Source organism: Clostridium sp. AM22-11AC (assembly GCF_003473545.1).
Taxonomy (GTDB): domain Bacteria; phylum Bacillota; class Clostridia; order Lachnospirales; family Lachnospiraceae; genus Enterocloster.
The window spans coordinates 221,592-248,529 of sequence record NZ_QUCM01000003.1 but is presented as its reverse complement, the minus strand read 5'-3'; the positions used below and the strand labels follow the sequence as shown (position 1 = coordinate 248,529).

Here is a 26,938-nt window from a genome sequence, read left to right as displayed (position 1 = left end):
TTGAACTTGAAGGATATTTATGTTAAAATGCAGGCATGTGTATTGTGATGCCTGCATTTTTTGGAGTAAAAGCCGGTATTCCCGGCAGCGCGGGGAGCAGCCAGCCGGACATAGCCAGATGTCCATAAAATCCCCATGTTCCCCCGCGACGCGGGGGGAACAGTCACTCAGACTTTGACATGGGCGCAATACAACTGTTGTTGACACATCTCCGCCCCGCAGGGGGCGGTGATCCACTTTGCTTTAATAAGGAGGACTTGACCCATGGTACGTCTCATTCTCATTGGAAAACGTATCTACGATAAATTTTCAGAAGATGAGATGACGGTGTATGCGGCCCAGGTCTCTTTTTTTGTGATCCTTTCTTTTGTTCCCTTTCTGATGCTGCTTCTCACAGCGGTCCAGATGATCCCGGGAATTTCCAAGGCGGATTTTTTAGAGATCGCCATGGATATTGTACCGGCTGATTATAAATCTCTGGCATTTCGTGTAGTCAATGACCTGATGTTAAAATCCCCGGCAACCATGATCTCTGCTACAGCTGTAACCGCTCTCTGGTCTGCAGGAAGGGGTATGTTCAGCGTGGCAAGAGGCTTAAACCGGGTCAATGGAAGAGGAAGAAGGCACTGGTATGTGTTTAACCGCCTGATCTGCTGCGGTTATACCATTCTCTTTATTGCTGTCTGCCTTATGTCCATGGGCCTTCTGGTATTTGGACGGACGCTCCAGAATTTTATCCAGAGCCATTTTCCTCTTATCGCCCCATTTACCGGCTATGTGATCCAGCTGCGCCAGCTGTGGGGCGCAGCTATCCTTCTTATTTTCTTTTTAGGGATCTACTGTCTGGTGCCGGACCAGAAGGAGAGCGTAAAAGTAGCGTTGCCGGGAGCTGTATTTTCCACAACCGGCTGGATGCTGTTTTCTCTTGCATTTTCCCTGTATTTTAATTTTACAGGAGGGAAAAACTATTCTTATATGTACGGCAGCCTTGCAGCCATTGCTTTGTCATTTTTGTGGCTTTATATCTGTATGTGCATATTGTTTATGGGAGCGGAACTTAACTGGTTCTGGGATGAGATATAAGTAGTGGCTCCTTTGCTCAAGGAATTGCTACGTGCTTTGCACTTTCGCATCTCTGCTCCGCTTCGGTCGGTGCTGAACATGTTCCACTGGCACATAGCATCCTAGTTCGCAAAGTAGTTTGGAAAAAACTGGAAAAATTCTCTGGATACCCGGCTGACCATACCGTGTTTTCTGGCGATCAGCGCGATCCGGCTCATGACCCCCTGATCTTTCAGGGGGATTTTTAATAAGTCTTCGCCCCCTGCTTTTGCCATGGAAGAAGGCACAAGGGCAATTCCGGCGCCGCACTGGGCCCAGGTCATGCTGGTCCTGGCATCGTCATTGATACAAAGGTAATCCGGGGCAGTGCCAGGAAAGCAGTGGCTGATAAAAGGTTCCCATCTGCGGTAGACAATAAGAGGACAGGAAGCCAGGGAAGCTACGGATATGGAATTTGCTGCAGGATCCGGGAAAAATTCCGGCTTTCCTACTGCCATCATAGGTTCTGCCTCTAAAAAGTGGCACTGATAAGACTCTGTAGGAAGTGGAGTCCTTACCACTGCAACTTCAATGAGACCGGAATTTAGCTGATCCATCAGCTCATATGTATTTCCCTCACTGATGCGAAGGGTCACCTCCGGATGAAGACTGACAAAAGAGGAGAGTGCCCGGATCAGCCTGGGAGTCTGGACTGAAGAGATCATTCCAAGATGCAGAGGTCCTTTTAATCCCTGACCCATCTGCTGCAGTTCATCAGAAACAGCCGTAGTCAGATGTAAGATGTGCAAAGCTTTTTCGTAGAAAACCTTTCCTGCCTCTGTGAGAAAAATACTCCTGGAGCCCCGCTCAAAAAGCACCACGCCCAGTTCGTCTTCCAACAGTTTCATCTGGGCGCTTAAAGGAGGCTGGGAGATATGCAGAGATTTGGCAGCGGCAGAGATATTTCCCTCATTTACAATGGCTACAAAATATTCCATCTGTTTCAGGTTCATAAAAGTACCTCTTTTCCAAAAAAAATATAGCAATACCTATACGATAAACATATAATTTCCATATTAAATCAATATTTTAAATATATATTTTCATGTGCTATAATACCAGATAGTTAAATAAAATACAATATTTCATAGGAGAAATGCATTATGAAGCGATTGCTCAGTTACATGTGTGCCTACAAAAAAGAGAGCATACTGGGACCGCTGTTTAAAATGCTGGAGGCCAGCTTTGAGCTGTTTGTGCCTCTGGTAGTGGCCAATATGGTAGACGTAGGTATTGCAAACGGAAGTGTATCTTATGTGGTGCGTATGGGAGGTCTTCTTTTGCTCCTTGCAATCATTGGACTGACCTGTTCCCTGACAGCCCAGTACTTTGCAGCCAAGGCAGCAACAGGAACAGCCACCGCACTGCGAAATAACCTGTTTTCCCATATTGGTACCTTATCTTATACAGAGATCGATACCATAGGAACCTCCACCCTGATCACACGAATGACCAGCGACATCAACCAGGTGCAGAATGGTATCAACATGACCCTGCGTCTGCTGTTACGTTCCCCATTCGTTGTATTCGGTGCCATGGTCATGGCATTTACAGTAGATGCCCATACAGCGATGGTATTTGCAGTGACCATTCCTGTACTCTGCGTGGTAATATTTGGTATCATGTTGATAAGTATGCCATTATACCAGTCTGTACAGAGACAGCTGGATAAAGTTCTCTTGACTACGAGAGAAAATCTCATGGGTGTGCGCGTGATCCGCGCTTTTAACCGCCAGGAAAATGAGAGAGAGAAGTTTGAAGAAGAAAACGGCAGCCTGGTAAAGATGCAGGTATTTGTTGGAAAGATCTCCGCACTGTTAAATCCTGTTACTTATGTGATCATTAATATTGCTACCGTAGCTGTGATCTGGGTAGGTGCCGGAAGAGTAGATGCCGGTATCATCAGTCAGGGTAAAGTCATTGCCCTTGTAAACTATATGGCCCAGATCCTGGTTGAACTGATCAAGATGGCAAACCTGATCATCCTGATCTCCAAGGCAGTTGCCTGCATGAAGCGTGTGGACAGTGTATTTGAGATCAAGAGCAGTATTGAGGAAAAATCTCATGAGACAAAAACTCAAAATGCTGAAAACGAAATGGAAACTACACAGAAGATCAGCCCAGAAACTGCAAAAATGGAATTTGACCATGTGGATTTCGCCTATGCAGGAGCAAAATCTGACTCCCTTACAGACATTTCCTTTAAGGCAATGAAGGGACAGACCATTGGTGTCATCGGTGGTACAGGTTCAGGTAAGTCCACATTGGTAAACCTGATCCCAAGATTTTATGATGTAAGAGAAGGAAAGGTTCTTATTGACGGAGCAGATGTAAGAGATCTGCCTCTTACAGAATTAAGACATGCCATCGGTGTAGTACCTCAGAGAGCTGTCCTCTTTAAGGGAACGCTCCGTGACAATATGCGCTGGGGCAAGGAAGATGCTACCGATGAAGAGATCTGGCATGCACTGGATGTTGCCCAGGCAAGAGATTTTATTGAAGCCAAGGGCGAAGGTCTTGATCTGATGATCGACCAGGGCGGCCATAACTTATCTGGTGGACAGCGTCAGCGTCTTACCATTGCAAGAGCACTGGTACGGGATCCGCAGATCCTGATCATGGACGACAGTGCTTCTGCTCTTGACTTTGCAACCGATGCAAGACTGAGAAAGGCCATCCGGGAAAATACAAAGGATATGACTGTATTTATCGTATCCCAGAGAGCTACCACCATCCGCAATGCAGATACCATTCTTGTACTGGATGATGGAAAACTGGCAGGTATTGGAAATCACAAACAGCTTCTGAAGGAATGCGATGTTTACAGGGAGATCTGCCTGTCACAGCTGTCAAAAGAGGAGGTGGAACGGGATGAGCAGTAAAAAGCCAAAAATGAGCAAGGATAAGAGCATTGAAACATTAAAAAGAGTCCTTGATTACATTGCCGCTTACAGATGGGCCGTATGTTTATCCCTTCTGTTAGCATTAGTAACAGTTGCATTTACCCTTTATATCCCAATTCTTACAGGTAAAGCAGTAGATGAGATCGTAAGTCAGGGAAATGTAGATTTCTCGGCACTGATCAGTATTATTAAAAAGATCATCATGGCAATGGCAGCTACCGCCATCAGCCAGTGGCTTATGAACCATATTAACAACATTATCACCTACAGAGTTGTAAAAGATATCCGTACCAAAGCTTTCGGACATCTGGAAGTCCTTCCTTTAAGTTATATCGACTCCCACCCGTCAGGTGATATCATCAGCCGTATTATTGCAGATATCGACCAGTTCTCCGAAGGTCTGCTTATGGGATTTACCCAGTTTTTTACAGGACTGATGACTATTTTAGGAACCCTGCTTTTCATGGTTTCCATTAACCCGCTGATCACACTGGTAGTTGTAGTTTTAACACCTATCTCTCTGTTTGTGGCAAGTTTCATTGCAAAAAAGACTTATGTTATGTTTAAACATCAGTCTGAAACCAGAGGTGAGCTGACCACACTGACCGATGAAATGCTGGGAAATATGAAGGTAGTCCAGGCCTTTGGCTATCAGAAAGAAGCAGAAGAGCGTTTCCAGACGATCAATAACAAGCTGGCTGGCTACAGTCTGCGCGCTACCTTCTTCTCATCCATTACCAATCCGGCTACCCGTTTTGTAAACAGCCTGGTTTATGCTGCAGTTGGTATTACAGGCGCTTATGCAGCTATCCGTGGTTTTATGACTGTTGGACAGCTTACCAGTTTCTTAAGCTATGCAAACCAGTATACAAAGCCGTTTAACGAGATCTCAGGCGTTGTAACAGAGCTTCAGAACGCCCTTGCATCTGCAGCCAGAGTATTTGAGCTGATCAATGAAAAGACCATTCTGGAAGATAAGAAAGACGCCACAGTCCTTGAAAATGTAAAGGGCCAGGTGGAGATCGAGCATGTAAACTTCTCCTATACACCAGACAGACCGCTGATCGAAGATCTGAACCTTTCTGTAAAACCTGGTGAGAGAGTGGCCATTGTAGGACCTACCGGCTGTGGAAAGACTACCGTGATCAACCTGCTTATGCGTTTTTATGATGTAAATTCCGGTTCTATTAAAGTAGAAGGAAAGGACATCCGCGATGTGACCAGAAAGAGCCTTCGTACCAGCTATGGTATGGTGCTTCAGGAGACCTGGTTAAAATCCGGTACGATCCGGGACAATATCGCCTACGGAAGACCAGAAGCAACAGAAGAAGAGATCATAAATGCAGCTAAAGAGGCACATGCACACAGCTTTATCATGCGAATGCCTCAGGGTTATGACACAGTGATCAGTGAGGACGGCGGAAACCTGTCCCAGGGCCAGAAGCAGCTTTTGTGTATTGCCAGAGTTATGCTCTGCCTGCCGCCAATGCTGATCCTGGATGAGGCAACTTCCTCTATCGATACCCGTACAGAGATCCGCGTTCAGAAGGCCTTTGCCAAGATGATGGAAGGAAGGACCAGCTTTATTGTAGCCCACCGTCTTTCTACGATCCGTGAGGCAGATATGATCCTTGTTATGCGTGACGGACATATTGTAGAAAAAGGAAAGCATGAAGAACTTCTTGCAAAGAACGGCTTTTATGCTGAAATTTACAACAGCCAGTTTGCTGCTGTAGGATAAAAGAAATATTAAAAGTAAAAAAGTCAGTCCCTTTTTGAGAAAATAGGGGCTGACTTTTTTCGTGACTGTCTGTATAATAAAGTCTAAATGATAATCATACGGATGATAATTTGCGAAAATGCATACATCCAAAAGGAGGAATTTTTTATTATGGAAACCGATCCGCAATCGGCCAGTATTTTCACACAGCTTCTTATCTTGCTGGTACTTACTCTTATAAGAGGGTATTTTGCAGGAGCAGAGATGGCTGTGGCTTCTGTAAACAAAAACAAGATCCACAGGTTAAAAGAACAGGGAAATAAGAAAGCAGCCCTGATCGAGCGCCTGATGGAAGGATCAACAGCATTTTTATCTGCGATCCAGTTAATAGTCACACTGGCCGGTTTTCTTTCCAGCGCTGTGGCAGCAACGGGAATTTCAGGAATACTGGCTGTAAAGATGAATAGATGGGGAATACCAGGCAGTAAGATTGCTGCAGTGGTGGTCATTACCCTTATTCTTGTTTATGTGAATCTGGTATTCGGGGAACTGATCCCCAAACGAATGGCATTGCAGAATGCGGAAAAATTCAGTTTATCCTGCATTGGCCTGGTTTATTTTGTATCCTGTATCGTAAAGCCTTTTGTAGGCCTTTTAAATATTTCTACCAGCGGGATCTTAAAGCTTTTCGGTATGCACCATGAAAATCTGGAAACAGATGTATCTGAAGAGGAGATTAAATCCCTTCTGGAAACAGGAAGTGAGACCGGCGTATTTAATGAGATCGAGAAAGAGATGATCACTTCTATTTTCTCATTTGATGATAAAAAAGCAAAAGAAGTCATGGTACCGAGACAGGATATGGTAGCCATTGACATTGACGAACCGGTGGACTCTTATCTGGATGATATTTTACAGTCCATGCATTCCAAGATCCCGGTATATCAGGAAGATATTGATAATATCATCGGTATCCTTTCCACAAAGGCATTGACCATTGAGGCCAGAAAGAAGTCCTTTGAAAATCTGGATATCCGTTCCCTTTTAACACCTGCTTATTTCGTTCCGGAAAACAGGCGTACAGACGCCCTTTTCAGGGAAATGCAGCAGAAAAAAGAAAAACTGGCTATACTGATCGATGAATACGGCGGCGTATCCGGTATGGTCACTCTGGAAGACCTGATCGAGGTGATCGTAGGTGATATCCACGAAGAATACGAAGAAGTAGAACCGGAGATCATCGAATTGGAGCCGGGACATGTATACAGCCTTTCCGGAAGTATTGCACTGTCAGATTTAAAAGAGGAATTCCACCTGGATATGGACAGCGTATGTGATACCTTGTCCGGTTATCTCATGGAAGTTCTGGGATATATCCCTACTGAAAAGGCGCTGCCCCTTACAGTGACCACCCCAGAAGCAGATTACGAGATCTTAAAAATGGAAGACCGGGTGATCGACCGGGTAAAAATGACACTGAAAGAAGCGCAGACCTCAGAAACCGGGGATGCAACATAAAAATCTAAGCAGTCCTGCTTTACAATGGGGACTGCTTTTTTGCTGCCATACATTCGGAAAAGGCTGCCAGCGGCTTTCAATATCTATAGAAACAGCAAGTTGCTTTCCCAAAGCCTGTAATTCTGTTATGATCTATATAACGGAGGTAGATACCATGGAAACAAAAAATGTTATTTTTGAGCTTCGCACGAAAAAAGGGCTGTCTCAGGAAGAGTTAGCACAAAAGGTTATGGTTACACGGCAGGCGGTGTCACGCTGGGAAAATGGGGAGACCGTTCCCAATACGGAGACCTTAAAGTTGTTATCGAAGGAATTTGACGTGTCCATCAATACCCTTTTAGGCGACCCAAGGCAGCTTGTGTGTCAGTGCTGCGGAATGCCATTAGAGGATGGGATTATAAGCCATAACGGTGATGGCACATTGAATGAAGAGTATTGTAAATGGTGCTATGCCGATGGAACCTACACCTATAGTAATATGGATGATCTTATTGATGTCTGCGTAAAACATATGGTAAATGATAAATTCACAGAAGAACAGGCGCGTTCTTATATGAAGCAACTGCTCCCCAGTCTTGATTATTGGAAACGGTATGAAGAATTAAGTGATAATGGACAATTTGAGGCGTTTAAAGAACAATTGATAAAAGAGATCAATGATCTTCACATTGAAGGATTACCGAAAGTGGAAAAACTGAATGCCCTTGTGGGCAGCTATGTAAATCTGGGATATCCGCTGCCAAACGGAAAAACAGTAAAATTTTTAAATGATGAGATCACCTATCTGGGCAATCAGCTGGAGTCAGAATTTGGCGGTGACAGGTGTTTCGGCGTCCTTGCCAATATGGATTTCATTATGATCAGCACATACGGGCCAGAAGGGGAAACTCCGGAACTGGTTCTTTATAAGAAAAGATAACAAATCTATTGCTGTTTGATGGATTGAAAGATGCAGTAGTCCGTATGCTTGCAGGAGAAAGAGTTCAGGTCAATACGGGAACATTTTCCAATGATATGACAAACTTTCAGGGAAAAGATGATGTGCTGACATTACTGATCCATCTGGGATATCTCAGCTATCACTGGCCGGATAAGACAGTTACAATCCCAAATAAAGAAGTTTCCCAGGAATACATCAATGCTATCAGTACAATGAAGTGGTCCGAGGTGACTGCATCTGTTGAGGCTTCAAAAATATTGTTAGAAGCTCTTTGGAATCTGGATGAAAAGGCAGTAGCAGAAGGAATTGATAAAGCCCACAGGGAGATTTCAATCCTTCAATATAATAATAAAAATGCATTTTAATAAACCGGCAGTGATCATGGAATTAAAATGGGATAAAAGCGCAAAAGGCGCTATCAGTCAGATCAAAGAGAAGCAGTATGTGGATGCTTTAAAGGAATACCAGGGGAATTTACTTCTGGTGGGAATTAATTGCTTGTATATCAGGAACTCTGTATAGATACCTGTGCCTTTGGCGTTAATGGTGAGTCTGCACTGGCCAGGAAAAAGAAGATCAGACCACAGGATCTAAAGGATGTCAGGGTCCTGTGTGGAACCTGTGAATATATAGAAGCCTCTTTTGAAGAAATGCTAAAAGATACCGGGGCGAAAATGCAGGACCTACACACAGAATATAATCTGGAATCCATGGTCCAGGCGAAATTTCAGGAGTCCCTGCTTGTATTTCACAGCCATTGGGAAAACTGTTATTCCCATATTTTGAAAGTGCTGCCCTCCCACATCATAGCCGGAAGTGTTGGTGTGGTAATGCGAAAAGGAGAAGAAAAAAGACTGGAAGACCTGGTAAATGAGATCCAAAAAGCAGTCTGAAAGCGTGTTGAACCTTGAAAAAGAGAAATCCTTATGCTATAATCAATGATTGCATTAGACTCTTAAAGAAATGGTACATAATTGGTACATAAAGAATACAAAGAAAGGCGAAAACCTTTGATCTATCCGGGGGTTTTTGAGCAGGTAAAGCAAAAATGAAATTAGGTATCGTAGGACTTCCAAACGTAGGAAAAAGTACACTTTTTAACTCTCTGACCAAGGCTGGTGCAGAGTCTGCAAACTATCCGTTCTGTACGATCGATCCAAACGTAGGTGTTGTACCGGTTCCAGATGAGCGTTTAAATAAGCTGACAGAGATGTATAACTCTGAAAAGACTACTCCTGCAGTGATCGAGTTCGTAGATATCGCAGGTCTGGTAAAGGGAGCTTCCAAGGGTGAAGGTCTGGGCAACCAGTTTTTATCCAATATCCGTGAAGTAGATGCGATTGTTCACGTTGTACGTTGCTTCGATGATCCTAATGTCATCCATGTAGACGGAAGCGTAGATCCTGTAAGAGATATTGAGACGATCAACTTAGAGCTGATCTTCTCTGATATTGAGATCCTGGAGCGTCGTATTGCAAAGCAGTCCAAGGGTGCTTTCAATAATAAGGATCTTGCAAAAGAAGTAGAACTGTTAAAGGTAATCAAGGCACATCTGGAAGACGGCAAACTGGCACGCAGCTTTGAAGTAGAAGACGAGGATGACAGAGAATTTATCAATTCCCTGAACCTGCTGACCTGGAAACCTGTTATCTTTGCTGCAAACGTAGCAGAAGGTGACCTGGCAGATGATGGCGCTTCCAATCACTATGTACAGGAAGTACGGGAATATGCAAAGGCAAATGACTGCGAAGTATTCGTGATCTGTGCTGAGATCGAACAGGAGATCGCAGAGTTAGATGATGATGAGAAGCAGATGTTCTTAGATGACTTAGGCTTAAAAGAGTCTGGTCTTGAGAAACTGATCGCAGCAAGTTACCGTATTTTAGGACTGATGAGCTATTTAACAGCAGGTCCTCAGGAGTCCAGAGCATGGACCATCAAAGTGGGAACCAAGGCTCCTCAGGCTGCAGGAAAGATCCACAGCGATTTCGAGCGTGGTTTCATCCGTGCAGAAGTAGTAAGCTATGATGACCTGATGGCATGCGGCAGCATGAACGCAGCAAAGGAAAAAGGTCTGGTACGTTCCGAAGGTAAGGAATATGTGATGAAGGACGGAGATGTTGTACTGTTCCGTTTCAATGTATAATGATTGAGAATTAATCGATAGTAAAAAACAAACTGCCTGCTCTGCAGGCACTTGTTTTATATGCAGATAGCCATTTAACAGGGCAGCTGCAAATAACGGAAAGGAACAGTATATTATGGAATTACTCACATCCACAGGTGCGGACTTAAGTTTCGTCCATCTTGGGATCACCATAGAACACCTGCGAAACAGCATCAGTATCTTTGGCTTTCGCATTGCATTTTATGGTATTATCATTGGCTGCGGTATGTTAGCCGGTATGGCGGTGGCTTTCTCTGATGCCAAAAGGCGGGGACAGGACCCGGATCTGTATATGGATTTTGCACTGTATGGGATCATTTTTTCCATTATCGGTGCCAGACTCTACTATGTGATCTTTGAGTGGGATAATTATAAAAATGATCTGCTGCAGATCTTTAACCTTCGCGCCGGCGGACTGGCTATTTACGGCGGTGTGATCGGAGCAGTACTGACCCTTCTTATTTTTACAAAAGTACGGAAACAGTCCTTCTTTTCCATGGCAGACAGCGGCGTATTAGGACTGATCACAGGACAGATCATTGGCCGCTGGGGCAACTTCTTTAACTGCGAGGCATTTGGCGGATACACCGATAACCTGTTTGCCATGCGCATTAAAGAAAGTATTGTAAACCCGTCTATGATCTCAGCCGGACTGTTAGAACATGAGATCGTGGAAAATGGTGTAAAATACATCCAGGTACACCCCACCTTTCTTTATGAGTCCTGCTGGAACCTGTGCGTATTGGCATTTATGCTCTGGTATAGGAAGAGAAAGAAATTTGACGGTGAAATGCTGTGGGTTTATTTCCTGGGATATGGTCTGGGAAGAGTGTGGATCGAAGGACTGCGTACGGATCAGCTGAAGCTTCCGGGAACAGGACTGGCAGTTTCCCAGCTGCTTTCCGCAGCTTTAGTGGGAGCAGCAGTAGGCATCCTCCACTACAAACACAGTAAATTAAAAAAGCAAAAAAATATCTAAAAATATCTAAAGAATTTCAAAGCTGCAGAAGACGATTTCTGCAGCTATTTTGTTGTTATTTTGAAAGAAAAACGTAAAAAATCCTTGTCATTTCCCTCTTTCTGTACTATTATAAACATACAAGTGGTAGAAAGTGGTGCAAAGTGGTAGAGGATGGTTGTTGCGTGGATGAAGTGGAGGTATAAGGAGCCTCTTCTGCATCCCGCCTTGCCATGTAATGTACAAGCAGGTGATAGCTATGTTCATGGGTGAATACAATCATACAGTGGATGCGAAGGGGCGCCTGATCGTTCCTTCCAAGTTCAGAGAGCAGTTAGGGGACGAATTCGTGATCACGAAGGGACTGGATAACTGCCTTTTTGTGTATGACAATTCCGAATGGGCTGCATTAGAAGAAAAGCTTCGTGCATTACCGATTACCAACACCGCAGGACGTAAGTTTTCACGTTTCCTGTTGGGAAGCGCCGCCACCTGTGAAGTAGACAAGCAGGGCCGTATCCTTCTCCCCTCTGTTTTAAGAGAATTTGCAGGGATCGGGAAAGACGCAGTGCTTGTAGGCGTTGGAAGCCGCATTGAAATCTGGAATAAGGATAAATGGATGGAAGCCAACACCTTTGATGATATGGAAGAAATTGCAGAACATATGGAAGGCTTGGGTATTTGATGGAGGAACATGGATTTGTACATAAGTCTGTACTGCTGTATGAAACAGTGGGCAGCCTGAATATAAAGCCGGGTGGCATTTACGTAGACGGCACCTTAGGCGGCGGCGGACATGCCTATGAGGTATGTAAGCGGTTGGGCGGCGGAAGGCTCATTGGAATTGACCAGGATGCAGATGCTATCCGTGCGGCGGGAGAGAGACTGGCTCCTTTTAAAGATAAGGTGACCATAGTCAGAAGCAATTATCAGAATATTGAAAATGTACTGAAAGAGTTAAATATAGAAAAAGTAGACGGTATTTATCTGGATCTGGGAGTGTCCTCCTATCAGTTAGATACAGCGTCCAGAGGATTTACCTACAGGGAAGATGCTCCTCTTGATATGCGTATGGATCAGAGAAATCCTACCACAGCAGCTGATATTGTAAATGGATACAGTGAAATGGAACTGTTCCACATTATCAGGGATTACGGGGAAGACAATTTTGCAAAAAACATTGCAAAGCACATTGTAAAGGCGAGAGCAGAAAAGCCCATCGAGACCACCGGTGAACTGTCTGAGATCATAAAAGCAGCCATCCCGGCAAAAGTACGTGCTACAGGAGGACATCCTGCAAAACGTACCTTCCAGGCTATCCGTATTGAATTAAATCATGAGCTGGATGTACTGGAAAATTCAATCGATACAATGATCCGTCTTTTAAATCCGGAGGGAAGATTAAGTATCATCACCTTCCACTCCTTGGAGGACAGGATCGTAAAAACAAGATTTCGTACCAATGAAAATCCATGCATCTGTCCACCGGATTTCCCGGTGTGCGTATGCGGAAGGAAGAGTATGGGCAAAGTGATCACACGAAAGCCGATCCTTCCATCAAAAGAAGAACTGGAGGAGAACAGCCGTTCAAAGAGCGCAAAACTTCGGGTATTTGAGCGTGCGGGAAAGGAGGAATAAGGTTATGGCTTCTTACATTCATGGAACCGGAGCAGAAAAGCTGGCGCCTTCCGAAAGAGAAGAAAGACTGCAAAGAAAGAGAAGGCAGGATGTTGGAAGAAGTGTAAAACGGCAGCACAGGATCCGCAGAAATCAGGAACGTGCCATGTACATGGACCTGCCATATGTTATCATGCTGACCCTGGCGTCGATCTGTACCTTATACCTTTGCGTTAATTATCTTCATCTTCAGTCTGCCATCACAGCCAGAATGCACAACATCGAGGCGATGGAAGAAAAGCTGGAAAAAATGCGTACAGAAAATGACGCATTGGAAACAAGCATCAATACCAGCATTGATTTAAACGAGATCTATGAGATCGCGACCAAGGAACTGGGTATGGTTTACGCAAAAAAGGACCAGGTTCTTTTATATGACAAGACGGAAAGTGAGTACGTAAGGCAATATGAAGACATCCCGGAACACTAAAAACGGTGCTCATAATAAAAAAGAAAATTTATTTCGACGAAGGACATTCGTTAAATACATGCAGGAAAAGCTGGCGATCACGATCATATTGATCTCGCTGGCTTTGTTTGCTCTTATTTTTGTTTTATACAGGATCGTAAATGAAAACAGCGAGCGGTACAACAAGATCGTTCTGTCCCAGAGACAGCAGGAGTATGCAAGCAGGACTATTCCTTACAGGCGCGGTGACATCGTTGACAGAAACGGCACCTATCTGGCAACCAGTGAAAAGGTATACAATCTGATCCTGGACCCAAGCCAGATCATGGATAAACCGGATTATTATTTAGAGCCTACCATCCAGGCATTAGTAGATGTGTTTGGCTTTGATGGGAATGAACTGCGCGGGCTGATCCAGGAACGTCCAAAACAGGCGTATCTGCGCTATAAAAATGGCCGTCAGCTTTCTTATGACCAGAAAACGGAATTTGAACAGACTGAGAAAGAGAGAAATGCTGCTTACAGAAAAAGCGATGATGACAATCAGTCAAGATTTCGCGTTACCGGCGTATGGTTTGAGGATGAATACCGAAGGATCTATCCATATGGTTCCACTGCCTGCAATGTGATCGGTTTTGCAAGCGGGGACGGCAGCAATGGTACCGGCGGCATTGAGCAGTATTATAATGACAGCCTGATCGGTGTAAACGGAAGAGAGTATGGCTATCTGGATGAAGATGCCAATCTGGAAGGTGTGGTAAAGTCTGCAGTAAATGGACGGACCGTTGTATCCACCATTGACGTAAATGTACAGAATATCCTTCAGAAATACATTGATGAATGGCAGACCAGTGTGGGAAGCCATGTAACGGCAGCCATTGCCATGAACCCTAATAACGGTGAGATCCTGGGAATGGCAACCAGCAATACATTTGACTTAAATAATCCAAGAAATACAGACGGATATACAGAAGATGAACTGCTGGCTCTTGGAAAGAAAGAGGCAGTTGGTGTATATCGCCGTGAAAATCCGGACCAGACCATTACAGAAGATCAGGTTTTAGACCACTATTCCAGAGAAGAAGTTATCTCCTATGGTAAACAGGTTGCCTGGAACCAGCTGTGGCGAAACTTCTGTGTCAGCGATACCTTTGAGCCAGGTTCCCCATCCAAGATCCTGACAGTTGCTGCGGGACTTGAAGAAGGGATTTTAAAGGGAAATGAGTACTTTGACTGCGGCGGATATCTTCACGTAGGTGACTGGGACATTAAGTGTACGGCCTACAGAAGAGGCGGTCACGGTTCCTTAAGCCTGACAGAGTCCATTATGCAGTCCTGTAACGTGGCTATGATGCGGATCGGTGCTATGATGGGCCGTGATATTTTTACCAAATATCAGACTATCTTTGGTATGGGACAGAAAACAGGAGTAGACCTGCCTGGTGAAGCAGATGCAGCAGGACTGGTTTATTCTGCTGACAAAATGGGCCCTACAGAACTTGCTACCAATGCGTTCGGACAGAACTACAACTGTACCATGATCCAGATGGCAGCAGCTCTTTGTTCTGTGATCAACGGCGGGTCCTACTATGAGCCTCATGTAGTACGCCAGATCTTAAATGAGCAGGGGTCTGTAGTAGAGCGAAAAGATCCTGTTCTGGTACGTGAAACTGTATCCCAGTCTACCTCTGATTTCTTAAAAGAAGCCATGTTCCAGACAGTAGAAAATGGTACCGGCGGCGCAGCAAAGGTAGCTGGCTATCAGGTAGGCGGTAAGACAGGTACAGCAGAGAAGCAGCCACGTTCCGCAAAGAACTATCTGGTATCTTTCGCAGGTTTTGCACCTGCAGATGATCCTCAGCTGTTTGTATATGTAGTAGTGGACGTACCTGGTTTCCCGCCAGGCGACCAGCAGGCACACAGCTCCTTTGCAAGCAATATCTTCTCAAAGATCATGTCAGAAGCCCTGCCTTATCTGAATGTATTTCCAACTGGAGATCTTCCGGAAGAGAGCCAGGATGCAAATGGACAGACACCATCTGAGGGAATTAATACACCAGCTCCATCTGAAACAGGTTCAGAAGAAAACGGAGAGTCCCAGCCGGAGGAAAGCCAGAAGGTATATGAAACCGATGAATATGTAGATACAGATGGCGGAAGCGGTATACCGGATGCAGTGCCGGGAGATCCTAATGCGCCGGAACTGCCGGCGGCTGATCCGGGTGGTGATACAGAGGCCGGGGCCCAGCTGCCTTCAGCAAATGAAAGCAGCAGTGAGGCAGGAAACTCTCAGGAAGGATCTTCGGAAAACAGTACAGAAAACAGTACAGAAGAAGAAACTTCCCAGTCACAAAGTGAATAAAGGTTCCAAAATGAATAAAAAGAGAAATTACACCGTATATATTTAGGAAAACAGCAGGAAAGAGGCTGTTATGGATCATAGCGGTGGAAATTTAACGAAACACAGAAAAAATATAGCCGTCCTGTGGCTTCTCATTGCGATCGCAGTGTTGGGGCTTTTGGGACGGCTTGTTTTTCTTATGGTCTTCCGGTCGGAGCATTACAGCCAGATGGCCCTTGAACTGCATCAGAGGGAACGGTCCATTAAGGCGGCCAGAGGAAGGATCTTAGACGCAAAAGGAAAGGTGATCGCTGATAACCGGACAGTATGTACTGTTTCTGTGATCTATAACCAGGTAAAAGACAGGGAAAAAGTCACAGACGAATTAAGTGAAATTCTTGGGATCGACCGGGAAACAGTGCAAAAAAAGGTGGAGAAACGAAGTTCCAGGGAGATCATTAAAACCAATGTAGATAAGGAAACAGGGGATGCAGTGCGTAAATTGGAACTGCCTGGCGTAAAGGTGGATGAAGATTACAAACGGTATTATCCTTATGGAAGTCTTGCTTCTAAAGTTTTAGGTTTCACCGGGGGCGATAACCAGGGAGTGATCGGGCTGGAAGTACAGTATGATGCCTATTTAAAAGGAACCAATGGAAAGATCCTTACAATGACAGATGCCAGAGGTGTGGAAATGGAAAACGGGGCAGAGGACCGGATCGAACCTGTGGCTGGAAATGATCTAAGGATCAGTCTGGATATGGAAATCCAGCAGTATGCAGAGCAGCTGGCATACCAGACATTAGAGAAGAAAAACGCGAAAAAAGTATCCATCATCGTGATGAACCCGCAAAATGGGGAGATCTATGCCATGGTCAATGTGCCGGAGTTTGATCTGAATGATCCTTTTACCCCGGACCAGAACCTGCGAAGCGAGAGCCTGCGCAATCAGGCGGCAGAAAGGGATAAAACTGTAAAACAGCAGGAGCTTTTAAATGCCATGTGGCGCAATACCTGTATCAATGATACCTATGAACCAGGTTCTACTTTTAAGATCATAACAGCGGCTGCAGGACTGGAAGAAGGAGTAGTTAAGCTGACGGATCCATTCAGCTGTCCTGGTTTCAGGGTAGTGGAAGATCGGCGGATCCGTTGTCATAAAGCAGGAGGACATGGAGCAGAAACTTTTTTACAGGGAGTCATGAATTCCTGTAATCCCGTATTTATTGATGTGGGACAGAGACTTGGCAGTGATAATTATTATAAATATTTTGTGCAGTTCGGGTTAAAACAAAAAACAGGCATTGATCTTCCGGGAGAGGCAGCTACGATCATGCACAAGAAAGAAAATATAGGCCCTGTAGAACTGGCGACTATTTCCTTTGGACAGTCTTTTCAGATCACCCCCATCCAGCTGATCACGACAGCCGCCTCTATCGTCAATGGAGGAAGACGGATCACGCCTCATTTCGCTCTGGGGACAGTCAGTCCTGATGGGAAAAATTACCGGGAATTTTCCTGGCCATTGGGAAAAAGGATCCTGTCAGAAGAGACCAGTGCTACCATGCGCTATGTGTTAGAGCAGGTAGTAGCAGAAGGAAGTGGGAGAAAGGCAGCAGTGGAAGGATTTTCCATTGGCGGGAAGACCGCAACTTCCGAAAAACTGCCAAGAAGCAGGAAAAAATATATTTCTTCTTTTTTAGGTTTTGCCCCTGCAAATGATCCAAAAGTGATCGCTCTGATCACTATTGATGAGCCGGAAGGGATCTATTATGGAGGTACCATAGCAGCTCCGGTGATCGGAACACTTTTTGAAAATATTCTTCCCTGCATGGATACTTCCAAACCTTTAAGTTGATTATTCTGCAAAAAAGACGTATACTATTTACCAAATAAGACATACATATGAGATTGAGGTGCTTTATGATTCGTGAAACAATATTAGCTATTATTATCGCATTTGCTGTCAGCGCGCTGCTGTGCCCGGTTATCATACCGTTTCTTCACAAACTGAAATTTGGCCAGCAGGTAAGAGATGACGGTCCACAGAGCCATTTAAAGAAGCAGGGAACTCCTACAATGGGTGGCCTGATCATCCTGACCAGCATTATCATTACATCTGTTTTTTACATCCCGTCATATCCAAGGATCATTCCGGTGCTGTTTATGACCGTTGGATTTGGTATCATCGGATTTTTAGATGATTATATCAAGATCATCATGAAACGGTCCGAAGGCTTAAATCCGATCCAGAAACTGATCGGTCAGTTTATCATTACCGGTATTTTTGCCTGGTATCTGCTGCACAGCGGAGAAGTGGGCATTGATATGCTGATCCCCTTTACAGGCGGTTTTGAAAATGGTAAATTCTTATCCCTTGGTATTTTATTTGTACCAGCTCTGTTTTTTATCACTCTTGGTACAGATAATGGTGTAAATTTTACAGACGGACTGGATGGCCTCTGTACCAGCGTTACCATTCTGGTAGCTACTTTCCTGACGATCGTAGCCATCGGGGAAAATATGGGGATCAGTCCTATTACAGGAGCAGTGGTAGGAAGCTTACTGGGCTTTCTGCTTTTTAATGTTTATCCGGCAAAGGTATTTATGGGAGATACAGGTTCCCTGGCTCTTGGCGGTTTTGTGGCTTCCGCAGCTTATATGATGCGTCTGCCTCTGTTTATCCCGATCATTGGACTGATCTACCTGGTAGAAGTGCTTTCCGTTATCGTCCAGGTTACTTATTTTAAGAAAACAGGGGGAAAGCGTATCTTTAAAATGGCTCCGATCCATCATCATTTTGAACTGTGCGGCTGGTCTGAAACACGGGTAGTAGCTGTATTTTCTATCGTAACAGCGCTTCTGTGCATGATCGCTTACCTGGGGCTGTAAGATAAAAGAGGCGTAGCAAAAACTCCGAGAGAACATCAAAAGAACAGGAGGTTAAAAGCAACATGAACCAGAGCAAGGTATTGGTTGCAGGAACCGGCATCAGCGGCATTGCGGCTGCAAAGCTGGTTCTTGAAAGAGGCGGCGAAGTGGTGCTTTATGACGGCAACACAGCGTTAAATACAGATGAGATCCGGGCAAAGTTCGGAAAAGATGCGAAAGTGGGAATCGTCCTTGGTGAGATCAAGCGCTCGGATCTTTTAGGGGTGGAACTTTGTATCATCAGTCCGGGAATTCCTTTAAACAGTGGGTTTGTGGCAGTGGTAGATGAAGCAGGGATCCCTGTTTTGGGAGAGATCGAGTTAGCATATCAGTGTGGTCTGGGAAAACTGGCTGCTATTACAGGAACCAATGGAAAGACCACTACAACAGCTCTTACAGGCGCGATCTTAAGATCCCAGTATGAGGAAACCTTTGTAGTAGGAAATATCGGCGAGCCTTATACATCCAAAGTTTCAGAGATGACAGACCAGTCTGTGACTGTAGCGGAAGTGAGCAGCTTCCAGTTGGAGACTATTATGGATTTCCACCCGGATGTAAGCGCGATCTTAAATATCACCCCGGATCATCTGGACCGTCACGGATCTATGGAAAATTATATCCGCATCAAAGAATGTATCACCATGAACCAGACTGCAAAAGACGCAGTGGTCTTAAATTATGATGATCCTGTTTTAAGGGAATTTGGAGAAAGCCGGATCGAAGAGCCGGAACCTGCAGAGGATGCAGCGGATACAGAAACAGAAGCTGTGGCCCGGGAAGACGGACTAGATGGTGCAGAAGATCTTAGGGAGCCAGATGAGACTGCAGGTGAAGAGCCAGAGCAGTCAGAGACAGAAGTTACAGAAACTGTTTCTGAGTCAGAAGCTGAAGAAACGGATCCGGAGGAAGTTCTTTCCGGTCTTAAGGCCCGGGTATTCTGGTTTTCCAGCCGTGAGCGTCTGAAAGAGGGATTTTTCTTAGATGGAGACAATATTGTCTATGCAGACGGAACAAAAGAGCAGATCCTTGTAAATGTAAAGGAACTGCAGCTTTTAGGACGCCACAATTATGAAAATGTAATGGCAGCTGCCTACATCGGCCTGTTAATGGGAGTACCTTTTGAAAAGATCCGGGAAACAGTCCGGAAATTCAAACCGGTTGAGCACAGGATCGAATTTGTAAGGGAGCGTACAGGTGTGCGCTATTACAATGACTCCAAGGGAACCAATCCGGATGCGGCGATCCAGGCACTTAGAGCTATGCCGGGGCCTGTTCTTCTGATCGCAGGTGGCTATGACAAAAACAGCACCTATGATGAGTGGGCAAAAGAGTTTGCCGGCAGGGTGAAGTATTTAGTCCTGATCGGAAAGACCAGGGATAAGATCGCAGCCTGCGCGAAAAAATATGGTTTCACAGAGATCATGTATGCAGAGGACTTAAAAGAAGCGGTGCAGGTATGCGCTGTGTATGCAGATGCAGGAGATTATGTGCTGTTAAGTCCGGCCTGCGCAAGCTGGGATATGTTTAAAAATTATGAAGAACGCGGGCGCGTCTTTAAAGAATGCGTCATGGCGCTTTAGGAGGTAAAAGACAATGGCGGGAAAGAAACGGCGAAAGAACCGCCCCGCCCCTGCGCAGCAGGCAGTTCCTGTAAGGAGGGGCAATGAGCAGGTGCGTTATGTACAGCCGGGACGGCCTGCTTCTTATCCGGGAGCCGGGCAGGCTTATGAGCAGCCGGTTGCCCAGGAGGGAAAGAAAAGAAAACCCCGTCATTTTTATGATTACAGTCTTCTTTTCATCATTATTTTCCTTACTGTATTTGGGCTGGTCATGATCTACAGTGCCAGTTCTTATACTGCGCAGTTAAGCTCCAAATACAATGGAAACAGTGCCTATTTTATGCAGAGACAGGCGATGATCGCAGCGATCGGATTTTTCATTATGCTGGTGATCTCAAAACTGGATTATCATTTGCTGGCAAAGGTAGCAGTTCCTTCCTATGCACTGTCCTATGCTTTGATGATAGCAGTTTCACTGGTGGGAAGAGCTGTAAACGGAAAGAGAAGATGGCTGGGTGTGGGACCTTTCAGTTTCCAGCCTACAGAGTTTGCAAAGATCGCCCTGATCATTATGCTGGCGTCCTATATCACAGTGAAAGGTGATAAGATCAACCAGTGGAAGTATATGAGGAACGTGACTTTTATGACGCTCCCGATTGCCGGACTGGTTGCTGCCAACAACTTGAGTTCCGGTATCATCCTGGTAGGTATTGGCTTTGTCATGCTGTTTGTGGCATGTAAGATCAAGTGGCCGTTTTACAGTCTGGCAGCATTAGCAATGGGCATTTTAGCAGGTGCCGGACCCATCGGTAAAGCGCTGATGCAGATCAAATTGCTGCAGCCTTACCAGTACCGCCGTATTGAGGCATGGCTAAATCCGGAGCTTGACCCGGAAGGAAAAAGTTTCCAGGTGCTTCAGGGATTATATGCCATTGGTTCCGGCGGCCTTTTCGGACAGGGCTTAGGACAGAGTATCCAGAAGTTAGGTTTTCTTCCTGAGTCACAGAATGATATGATCTTTGCTATCATCTGTGAGGAACTGGGGCTGTTTGGCGCCATATCCATTATTCTGGTGTTCTTATTTATGATCTTCCGTTTTATGGTCATTGCAAATAATGCACCGGATCTGTTTGGAGCTCTTTTAGTAGTGGGTGTTATGGGGCACATTGCCATTCAGGTAGTTTTAAATATTGCCGTAGTAACCAATACCATTCCCAATACAGGTATCACCCTTCCTTTTATCAGTTATGGAGGTACATCGGTGTTGTTTATCATGATGGAAATGGGAATTGTTTTAAGCGTATCCAACCGGATCCGGCTGGAAAAATAAGGGTCAGAAATCAGCTGGCCATGCACATAAGCAGCCATCAGGGCATATGATCAAAGTAGATACACATTTTCTGCGGAGGTGCCTTTTTGGCTGCAATTCAGGTTTATGGGATGAATCCACTGGAAGGGGAGATTTCTGTACAGGGCTCAAAAAACGGCGCACTCCCCATTATGGCCGGGGCTCTGCTCCACAAAGGGACTACAGTGCTTTATAATGTGCCGGATATTGAAGATACCCGGTGTATGACAGATATTTTAAGGGAGATAGGGTGCCGCTGCGAGAAAACGGGTTCCCGTCTGGTGATCGATGCTGCTTTTGTGGACCGTACAGAGGTTCCGGGAAAGTATGTAAAAGCAATGCGTTCTTCCATTATCCTTTTGGGAGCTCTCCTTGGAAGGATGAAAGAGGGAAGGTGCAGCTTTCCCGGCGGCTGTCTGATCGGTGCAAGACCGGTAGATCTGCATCTGATGGTCCTTGAAAAACTGGGAGCTATAATAGAAGAAGAGGACGGACAGTATAAGGCAGAAGCCTTTAACGGTCTTAAGGGCTGTGAAATAGAACTTTCCTATCCCAGTGTAGGCGCTACGGAACAGGCCGTGTTGGCAGCTGTTCTGGCAGATGGGGTGACAGTGATCCACAATGCGGCAAAAGAACCGGAGATCAGCCAGTTATGTCATTTCTTAAATGGCATGGGTGCTGTGATCTGTGGGATGGAAACCGAGCATCTGATGGTCCAGGGAGTAAAAAGACTTCACGACAGTGTATGGAAAATAGAAGGGGACCGGATCGTGGCCGGGACTTACAGTACGGCAGTTATGGCAGCCGGGGGAAATATTTCTTTAAAAGAAGTAAACACAAAACAGCTGAAACTTCCTCTTGAACTTTTGAGAAAAGCAGGAGCAAATGTACGGGAAGAAGAGTTTTCTCTTCATATTTCCATGAAAGACCGTCCAAAAGCCCTTTCTGTGTGCACAGGACCTTATCCGGAGTTCCCTACGGATCTTCAATCCCCTTTTATGGCTTTTCTTGCATGTGCCAAAGGAGAGAGCAGGATCCGGGAGCAGGTGTTTGAGGACCGTTTCGGAACAGCGGCAGCTTTAAGAAAAATGGGAGCCGATATCACCTGTAAAGGAAAAGATGCCTGGGTCAGGGGAGTATATCCCTTAAAAGGAGCAAGAGTAAAGGCACTGGATCTAAGAGGCGGGGCAGCGTTAGCAGTGGCTGCCCTGGGGGCAGAAGGAAAAACTGTGATAGAAGATTGCAGCCATATTGTCAGGGGATACGAAGACATCTGCCGGGATATAAATGCCCTGGGAGGAAAGATAAGCTGGATGGAGAGTGATACGGGATGATAAGAAGAGCAGAGAGAAAAAGCTATAAATGGGTAGGGATCGCCGCAGCTGTTCTGCTGCTTGCGGCGGTCCTGGTGTTTGGTCTGCGCATAAAAGAAGTAAGCGTGTCAGGAAGTAACCGCTATACGCCGGAGCAGATTGAAAATATCCTGTTTTCCGGACGGTGGGGAAACAATACGATCCTGGCTTTTATCAGGGATAAAACACAGCCCCACAGACAGATCCCTTTTGTGGAGAAATATAAGATCGTTTTTCATGGTCCCTTTAAGGCAGAGGTGATCATTTATGACAAAAGCATTGTAGGCTATGTGTCTTATATGAGCAGTTACATGTATTTTGACAGGGATGGTATTATAGTAGAAAGTTCACCGGACTGCCTTCCGGGTGTGCCCTGGATCACAGGCCTGGAATTTGGCCGTATTGTTTTGTATCAGCATCTTCCTGTAAAAGATCCCAAAATATTCGAGGAGATCTTAAATCTGACCCAGCAGCTTTCAGTCTATCATATCCAGGTAGACCGGATCCGCTTTGGTTCTTCAGGACAACCTTCCCTTACCATTGGCCAGATGGAGGTAACACTGGGAGACGGAGGAGATGTTGACGGAAAACTGTCTCTTTTAAATGATATTCTAAGAGACCACCCGGAATTAAAGGATAAAAAGGGAACCCTGGAACTGGATGGATATTCAGATACGGGAAATGACGGGACCATTCCTTTTAAATTAAAATAAAGTCAACTGTCTAACCGTGCTTATGTGCAAGCACAACGCTCGGTTAAACGCTTGACAATGCTTAAAAAAGTAAATTCAGGGTTGATTTTTTCTGGAAAATAAAATATAGTATTAGTTAGGCTAGAAATCAGAAACATTAATTATAGAAAAAACACAGTCCCATGTTCTGTGAGCAGGGTTTTAAGAAGGAGGACAAGTATCTTGTTAGAGATTAAAATAAATGAGTCAGAGAATGCTGCAAGAATTATCGTAGTAGGTGTAGGTGGCGCAGGAAACAACGCTGTAAACCGCATGATCGATGAAAATATCGCAGGTGTTGAATTTATCGGTATCAATACTGATAAGCAGGCACTGCAGTTCTGTAAGGCTCCTACCGCTATGCAGATTGGTGAGAAGCTGACCAAGGGATTAGGTGCAGGCGCACGTCCGGAAGTTGGTGAAAAGGCAGCAGAAGAGAGCTCTGAGGAGATCTCCCAGGCATTAAAGGGCGCTGACATGGTATTCGTTACCTGTGGTATGGGTGGCGGTACCGGTACTGGTGCAGCTCCTGTTGTTGCAAAGATCGCAAAGGATATGGGTATCCTTACTGTCGGTGTTGTAACAAAGCCTTTCCGTTTTGAAGCAAAAGCACGTATGCAGAATGCGTTAAATGGTATTGAATGTTTAAAGCAGGCAGTAGATACTCTGATCGTTATTCCAAATGACCGTCTTCTTGAGATCGTAGACCGCCGCACAACTATGCCGGATGCTCTTAAGAAAGCAGATGAAGTTCTTCAGCAGGCAGTTCAGGGTATTACCGACCTGATCAATGTTCCTGGTCTGATCAACCTTGACTTTGCAGATATCCAGACTGTTATGATCGATAAGGGTATTGCCCATATCGGTATTGGTAAGGCAAAAGGTGATGACAAGGCCATCGAGGCTGTTAAGCAGGCTGTATCCAGTCCTCTTCTGGAGACCACTATTGAGGGTGCAAGCCATGTGATCATCAATATTTCCGGTGACATCAGCCTGATCGAAGCAAATGACGCAGCAAGCTATGTTCAGGAACTGGCTGGTGATGATGCAAACATTATCTTCGGTGCTATGTATGATGAAAATGCACAGGATGAAGCAAGCATTACTGTTATTGCTACCGGACTGGACGAGCATAACGCAACTTCTTCTGTCAGCAAGGTTATGAGCGGACTTAACAGCTATAAGGCACAGCCAGCAGAGAAGAGTGCTTCAAACGAAGCAGCAGCAACTGAAACTGCAGCTCCAACCTTTACAAAGCCGGCACAGCCAGCATTTAACCGCACATTTACACCAAATACACAGCAGACAACCGGATATACCATCCCTAAATTCAACGCTACTCCAACTTTCAATGCAGGAAATGCAGGAAGCCAGCCAGCAGAAAAGCCAGCAGCTCCGGCACAGGAAAGAACCACTCCTTCCTTCCGCCCGGCAGCAAACAAAGAGATGCAGATCAATATCCCGGATTTCTTAAAGAATAAGAGATAATTTGGATCCACAAATATAAAACTTCAAAAAGAATTTTAAAAGACCTTTCCTACAGGAAAAAAGCCTGTGGGAGAGGTCTTTTTTTGTCGAAAAAAACAACCATTTCTCCCCCTTACTTCGACAGCTTTTGCACTTGAGAATGATTATAATGTACCTCAGATGAAAACACAGGAGGTGGAAAAAAGCCAGGAAAGATGGTGTACAGAGTTTACATAGATGTCATATTTGCAGTGAACCTGTTTATGGATCTGGCGGTACTTGCCATGTTAAACCGACTTTTTTCTTACCGCGCAGACCTTAAACATATGATAAGAGGAGCCGTTTTAGGAGCTGTATGGGCCTGTGTCCTGGCTGTGTTTCCAGAGACTCCTCTGCTTTTGCAGATGTTTGGAACCTACGTGGCAGTTGGAAGCCTTATGGCAGTAACTGCTTATGGGATCCGAAGCAGGAAAGAACTGATCCGGGCAGTAGGCGGGATCTATCTAATATCCGTAGTCTTAGGAGGTGTTATGCTGGCGCTTTCTGAGAGCAGTCTGGGAAGGGAAGTTGCAAACTGGATGCCTGGAAGATTTTCCATCCGTTTTTTTCTGGCAGCAGGAGCTTTTTGTTTCTGCTTCTGGGTAGGAGATCTTTTAAGGATCACAGGAAACAGAAAAACGGAGCAGAAATATCTGCGGAATGTCACATTGCTTTATGAGGGCCAGAAAATAAAGACCAGGGGACTGATCGATACAGGAAACCATCTTACAGCTCCTGCAAGCGGTATTCCGGTCCATGTGGCAACTGCAGAGCTGATGAAACGGCTCTGTCCTGTTGTAAAAGGGGTCATGTATGTACCTTACCGCTGCGTAGGAAGCAGCGGGATCCTTCCGGCTGTAAGGATCGATGAAATGAAGGTAGAAGGGGAGAAAGACAGTTTTGTGATCCCGAAACCCTGGATCGCCATTACAAAAGGAAGTCTGTCTCCCTGTGACGAATATGAAGTGCTGATACAGAAGAATGATGAAGGCATGCAAGTGTAGGAGGAATGGATCATGATGATAAAAGTGGCTGTACCAAATCGTTTTCAGTTAAAGACTGTTTCCAGGTTCAGGACGGTTCTTATGCCGGGACAGGGGGAAGTACATTATATTGGAGGGGCTGACATTTTACCGCCACCTTTGGATGCAAGAGAAGAAGGAAAAATGATCGGTATGCTGGGAACAGAAGAGGATGGGAAAGCCCGTTCTGCCCTGATCGAGCATAATCTCCGCCTGGTTGTATACATTGCAAAGAAATTTGACAACACCAGCGTAGGAGTGGAAGACCTGATCTCCATTGGGACCATTGGACTGATCAAGGCGATCAATACCTTTAAGCCGGATAAGAACATAAAACTGGCTACCTATGCGTCAAGATGTATTGAAAATGAGATCCTCATGTATTTAAGGCGGAATAATAAAACCAAGCTGGAAGTTTCCATTGATGAGCCTTTAAATGTAGACTGGGATGGAAATGAGCTTCTGCTTTCCGATATTTTAGGAACAGATGAAGATGTGATCTATCACGGGATCGAAGATGAGATCGAGAAAAATCTGTTAAATACAGCCATCAGCCGACTGGCTCCTAGAGAGCGCAAGATCGTGGAACTGCGCTACGGGCTTACAAATGAAGACGGGGAAGAGATGACACAGAAAGAAGTAGCAGACCTGATGGGGATTTCCCAGTCCTACATATCCAGGCTGGAGAAAAAGATCATGAAGCGGTTAAAAAAAGAAATTGTCCGCTTTGAGTAATAAAGTTGTTTTATAAAAAT

At 45.1% G+C, this 26,938-nt stretch carries 24 protein-coding genes; 23 read left to right on the top strand and 1 reads right to left on the bottom strand.

The window, feature by feature from the left end; genetic code table 11:
* Positions 1–264 precede the first annotated feature (264 nt).
* A complete protein-coding gene (locus DW251_RS05050; protein WP_021870536.1) occupies positions 265–1,083 on the top strand; it encodes a YihY/virulence factor BrkB family protein in 819 nt (272 codons plus the stop codon).
* A gap of 101 nt (positions 1,084–1,184) precedes the next feature.
* Here DW251_RS05050 and DW251_RS05045 read toward each other — a convergent pair whose 3' ends face one another.
* Positions 1,185–2,054, bottom strand: a complete 870-nt coding sequence (locus tag DW251_RS05045; RefSeq protein ID WP_021870535.1) for a LysR family transcriptional regulator — start codon at positions 2,052–2,054, stop codon at positions 1,185–1,187.
* A gap of 150 nt (positions 2,055–2,204) precedes the next feature.
* On the opposite strand from DW251_RS05045, the gene DW251_RS05040 reads away from it, so the two are divergent.
* The 22 genes from DW251_RS05040 to sigE all read left to right on the top strand — a co-directional run bounded on the left by DW251_RS05040 (position 2,205) and on the right by sigE (position 26,918).
* Positions 2,205–3,983: an ABC transporter ATP-binding protein gene (locus DW251_RS05040; protein WP_118300395.1), complete on the top strand. Its 1,779-nt coding sequence runs from the start codon at positions 2,205–2,207 to the stop codon at positions 3,981–3,983.
* Entirely contained in the window at positions 3,973–5,745 is a 1,773-nt protein-coding gene (locus DW251_RS05035) for an ABC transporter ATP-binding protein (protein ID WP_118300394.1), read from the top strand. Before DW251_RS05040 ends, DW251_RS05035 begins: the two co-directional genes overlap by 11 nt.
* A 150-nt stretch (positions 5,746–5,895) precedes the next feature.
* Positions 5,896–7,242, top strand: a complete 1,347-nt coding sequence (locus tag DW251_RS05030; RefSeq protein ID WP_118300393.1) for a hemolysin family protein — start codon at positions 5,896–5,898, stop codon at positions 7,240–7,242.
* A gap of 154 nt (positions 7,243–7,396) precedes the next feature.
* Positions 7,397–8,161: a zinc ribbon domain-containing protein gene (locus DW251_RS05025; RefSeq protein WP_118300392.1), complete on the top strand. Its 765-nt coding sequence runs from the start codon at positions 7,397–7,399 to the stop codon at positions 8,159–8,161.
* Between the two features lie 8 nt (positions 8,162–8,169).
* Complete coding sequence (locus DW251_RS18205; RefSeq protein ID WP_021870530.1) at positions 8,170–8,547, top strand: hypothetical protein; 378 nt, start codon at positions 8,170–8,172, stop codon at positions 8,545–8,547.
* A gap of 16 nt (positions 8,548–8,563) precedes the next feature.
* On the top strand, positions 8,564–8,704 hold the full coding sequence (locus DW251_RS18570) for a hypothetical protein (RefSeq protein WP_347474619.1): 141 nt from the start codon (positions 8,564–8,566) through the stop codon (positions 8,702–8,704).
* On the top strand, positions 8,677–9,075 hold the full coding sequence (locus DW251_RS05010) for a hypothetical protein (protein WP_021870529.1): 399 nt from the start codon (positions 8,677–8,679) through the stop codon (positions 9,073–9,075). The genes DW251_RS18570 and DW251_RS05010 overlap by 28 nt, the downstream gene beginning before the upstream one ends.
* A 155-nt stretch (positions 9,076–9,230) precedes the next feature.
* Positions 9,231–10,328: a redox-regulated ATPase YchF gene (ychF, locus tag DW251_RS05005; RefSeq protein ID WP_118300391.1), complete on the top strand. Its 1,098-nt coding sequence runs from the start codon at positions 9,231–9,233 to the stop codon at positions 10,326–10,328.
* Between the two features lie 115 nt (positions 10,329–10,443).
* Positions 10,444–11,328, top strand: coding sequence for a prolipoprotein diacylglyceryl transferase (gene lgt, locus DW251_RS05000; RefSeq protein ID WP_118300390.1), 885 nt, complete (start codon positions 10,444–10,446; stop codon positions 11,326–11,328).
* A 238-nt stretch (positions 11,329–11,566) separates the two neighbouring features.
* On the top strand, positions 11,567–11,992 hold the full coding sequence (gene mraZ, locus DW251_RS04995) for a division/cell wall cluster transcriptional repressor MraZ (RefSeq protein WP_021870526.1): 426 nt from the start codon (positions 11,567–11,569) through the stop codon (positions 11,990–11,992).
* The gene (gene rsmH / locus DW251_RS04990; RefSeq protein ID WP_021870525.1) at positions 11,992–12,945 is read left to right on the top strand and encodes a 16S rRNA (cytosine(1402)-N(4))-methyltransferase RsmH; all 954 of its coding nucleotides are present in this window, start codon (positions 11,992–11,994) and stop codon (positions 12,943–12,945) included. Before mraZ ends, rsmH begins: the two co-directional genes overlap by 1 nt.
* Before the next feature lie 4 nt (positions 12,946–12,949).
* On the top strand, positions 12,950–13,414 hold the full coding sequence (locus DW251_RS04985) for a septum formation initiator family protein (RefSeq protein WP_021870524.1): 465 nt from the start codon (positions 12,950–12,952) through the stop codon (positions 13,412–13,414).
* Positions 13,415–13,472: 58 nt separating this feature from the next.
* Positions 13,473–15,755, top strand: a complete 2,283-nt coding sequence (locus DW251_RS04980; protein ID WP_118300389.1) for a penicillin-binding transpeptidase domain-containing protein — start codon at positions 13,473–13,475, stop codon at positions 15,753–15,755.
* 70 nt (positions 15,756–15,825) lie between these two features.
* Entirely contained in the window at positions 15,826–17,592 is a 1,767-nt protein-coding gene (locus DW251_RS04975) for a penicillin-binding transpeptidase domain-containing protein (RefSeq protein ID WP_021870522.1), read from the top strand.
* A gap of 65 nt (positions 17,593–17,657) precedes the next feature.
* A complete protein-coding gene (gene mraY / locus DW251_RS04970) occupies positions 17,658–18,626 on the top strand; it encodes a phospho-N-acetylmuramoyl-pentapeptide-transferase (protein WP_118300388.1) in 969 nt (322 codons plus the stop codon).
* Positions 18,627–18,688: 62 nt separating this feature from the next.
* Positions 18,689–20,245 (top strand): Mur ligase family protein, encoded by a 1,557-nt coding sequence (locus DW251_RS18200; protein ID WP_021870520.1) that lies wholly within the window; start codon positions 18,689–18,691, stop codon positions 20,243–20,245.
* 13 nt (positions 20,246–20,258) lie between these two features.
* Entirely contained in the window at positions 20,259–21,554 is a 1,296-nt protein-coding gene (locus tag DW251_RS04960; RefSeq protein WP_118300387.1) for an FtsW/RodA/SpoVE family cell cycle protein, read from the top strand.
* Positions 21,555–21,640: 86 nt separating this feature from the next.
* Positions 21,641–22,906, top strand: a complete 1,266-nt coding sequence (murA, locus tag DW251_RS04955; protein WP_021870518.1) for a UDP-N-acetylglucosamine 1-carboxyvinyltransferase — start codon at positions 21,641–21,643, stop codon at positions 22,904–22,906.
* On the top strand, positions 22,903–23,637 hold the full coding sequence (locus tag DW251_RS04950; RefSeq protein ID WP_021870517.1) for a hypothetical protein: 735 nt from the start codon (positions 22,903–22,905) through the stop codon (positions 23,635–23,637). Before murA ends, DW251_RS04950 begins: the two co-directional genes overlap by 4 nt.
* 201 nt (positions 23,638–23,838) lie before the next feature.
* Positions 23,839–25,143, top strand: a complete 1,305-nt coding sequence (gene ftsZ / locus DW251_RS04945; protein ID WP_021870516.1) for a cell division protein FtsZ — start codon at positions 23,839–23,841, stop codon at positions 25,141–25,143.
* Between the two features lie 194 nt (positions 25,144–25,337).
* Entirely contained in the window at positions 25,338–26,165 is an 828-nt protein-coding gene (locus tag DW251_RS04940) for a sigma-E processing peptidase SpoIIGA (RefSeq protein WP_118300386.1), read from the top strand.
* Between the two features lie 12 nt (positions 26,166–26,177).
* Positions 26,178–26,918, top strand: coding sequence for an RNA polymerase sporulation sigma factor SigE (gene sigE / locus DW251_RS04935; protein WP_021870514.1), 741 nt, complete (start codon positions 26,178–26,180; stop codon positions 26,916–26,918).
* Positions 26,919–26,938: the final 20 nt, after the last annotated feature.

What these genes read in the sequence shown, in the direction of transcription:
- DW251_RS05030 (WP_118300393.1), top strand. Translation starts at nt 5,896, where the DNA reads ATGGAAACCGATCCGCAATCGGCCAGTATTTTCACACAGCTTCTTATC.
- DW251_RS18200 (WP_021870520.1), top strand. Translation starts at nt 18,689, where the DNA reads ATGAACCAGAGCAAGGTATTGGTTGCAGGAACCGGCATCAGCGGCATT.
- rsmH (WP_021870525.1), top strand. Translation starts at nt 11,992, where the DNA reads ATGGAGGAACATGGATTTGTACATAAGTCTGTACTGCTGTATGAAACA.
- lgt (WP_118300390.1), top strand. Translation starts at nt 10,444, where the DNA reads ATGGAATTACTCACATCCACAGGTGCGGACTTAAGTTTCGTCCATCTT.
- DW251_RS04985 (WP_021870524.1), top strand. Translation starts at nt 12,950, where the DNA reads ATGGCTTCTTACATTCATGGAACCGGAGCAGAAAAGCTGGCGCCTTCC.
- DW251_RS05040 (WP_118300395.1), top strand. Translation starts at nt 2,205, where the DNA reads ATGAAGCGATTGCTCAGTTACATGTGTGCCTACAAAAAAGAGAGCATA.
- mraZ (WP_021870526.1), top strand. Translation starts at nt 11,567, where the DNA reads ATGTTCATGGGTGAATACAATCATACAGTGGATGCGAAGGGGCGCCTG.
- DW251_RS05045 (WP_021870535.1), bottom strand. Translation starts at nt 2,054, where the DNA reads ATGAACCTGAAACAGATGGAATATTTTGTAGCCATTGTAAATGAGGGA.
- DW251_RS05050 (WP_021870536.1), top strand. Translation starts at nt 265, where the DNA reads ATGGTACGTCTCATTCTCATTGGAAAACGTATCTACGATAAATTTTCA.
- DW251_RS05035 (WP_118300394.1), top strand. Translation starts at nt 3,973, where the DNA reads ATGAGCAGTAAAAAGCCAAAAATGAGCAAGGATAAGAGCATTGAAACA.
- DW251_RS04980 (WP_118300389.1), top strand. Translation starts at nt 13,473, where the DNA reads ATGCAGGAAAAGCTGGCGATCACGATCATATTGATCTCGCTGGCTTTG.
- sigE (WP_021870514.1), top strand. Translation starts at nt 26,178, where the DNA reads ATGATGATAAAAGTGGCTGTACCAAATCGTTTTCAGTTAAAGACTGTT.
- mraY (WP_118300388.1), top strand. Translation starts at nt 17,658, where the DNA reads ATGATTCGTGAAACAATATTAGCTATTATTATCGCATTTGCTGTCAGC.
- DW251_RS04975 (WP_021870522.1), top strand. Translation starts at nt 15,826, where the DNA reads ATGGATCATAGCGGTGGAAATTTAACGAAACACAGAAAAAATATAGCC.
- ychF (WP_118300391.1), top strand. Translation starts at nt 9,231, where the DNA reads ATGAAATTAGGTATCGTAGGACTTCCAAACGTAGGAAAAAGTACACTT.
- DW251_RS04960 (WP_118300387.1), top strand. Translation starts at nt 20,259, where the DNA reads ATGGCGGGAAAGAAACGGCGAAAGAACCGCCCCGCCCCTGCGCAGCAG.
- DW251_RS04940 (WP_118300386.1), top strand. Translation starts at nt 25,338, where the DNA reads ATGGTGTACAGAGTTTACATAGATGTCATATTTGCAGTGAACCTGTTT.
- DW251_RS04950 (WP_021870517.1), top strand. Translation starts at nt 22,903, where the DNA reads ATGATAAGAAGAGCAGAGAGAAAAAGCTATAAATGGGTAGGGATCGCC.
- DW251_RS05025 (WP_118300392.1), top strand. Translation starts at nt 7,397, where the DNA reads ATGGAAACAAAAAATGTTATTTTTGAGCTTCGCACGAAAAAAGGGCTG.
- DW251_RS18570 (WP_347474619.1), top strand. Translation starts at nt 8,564, where the DNA reads ATGGAATTAAAATGGGATAAAAGCGCAAAAGGCGCTATCAGTCAGATC.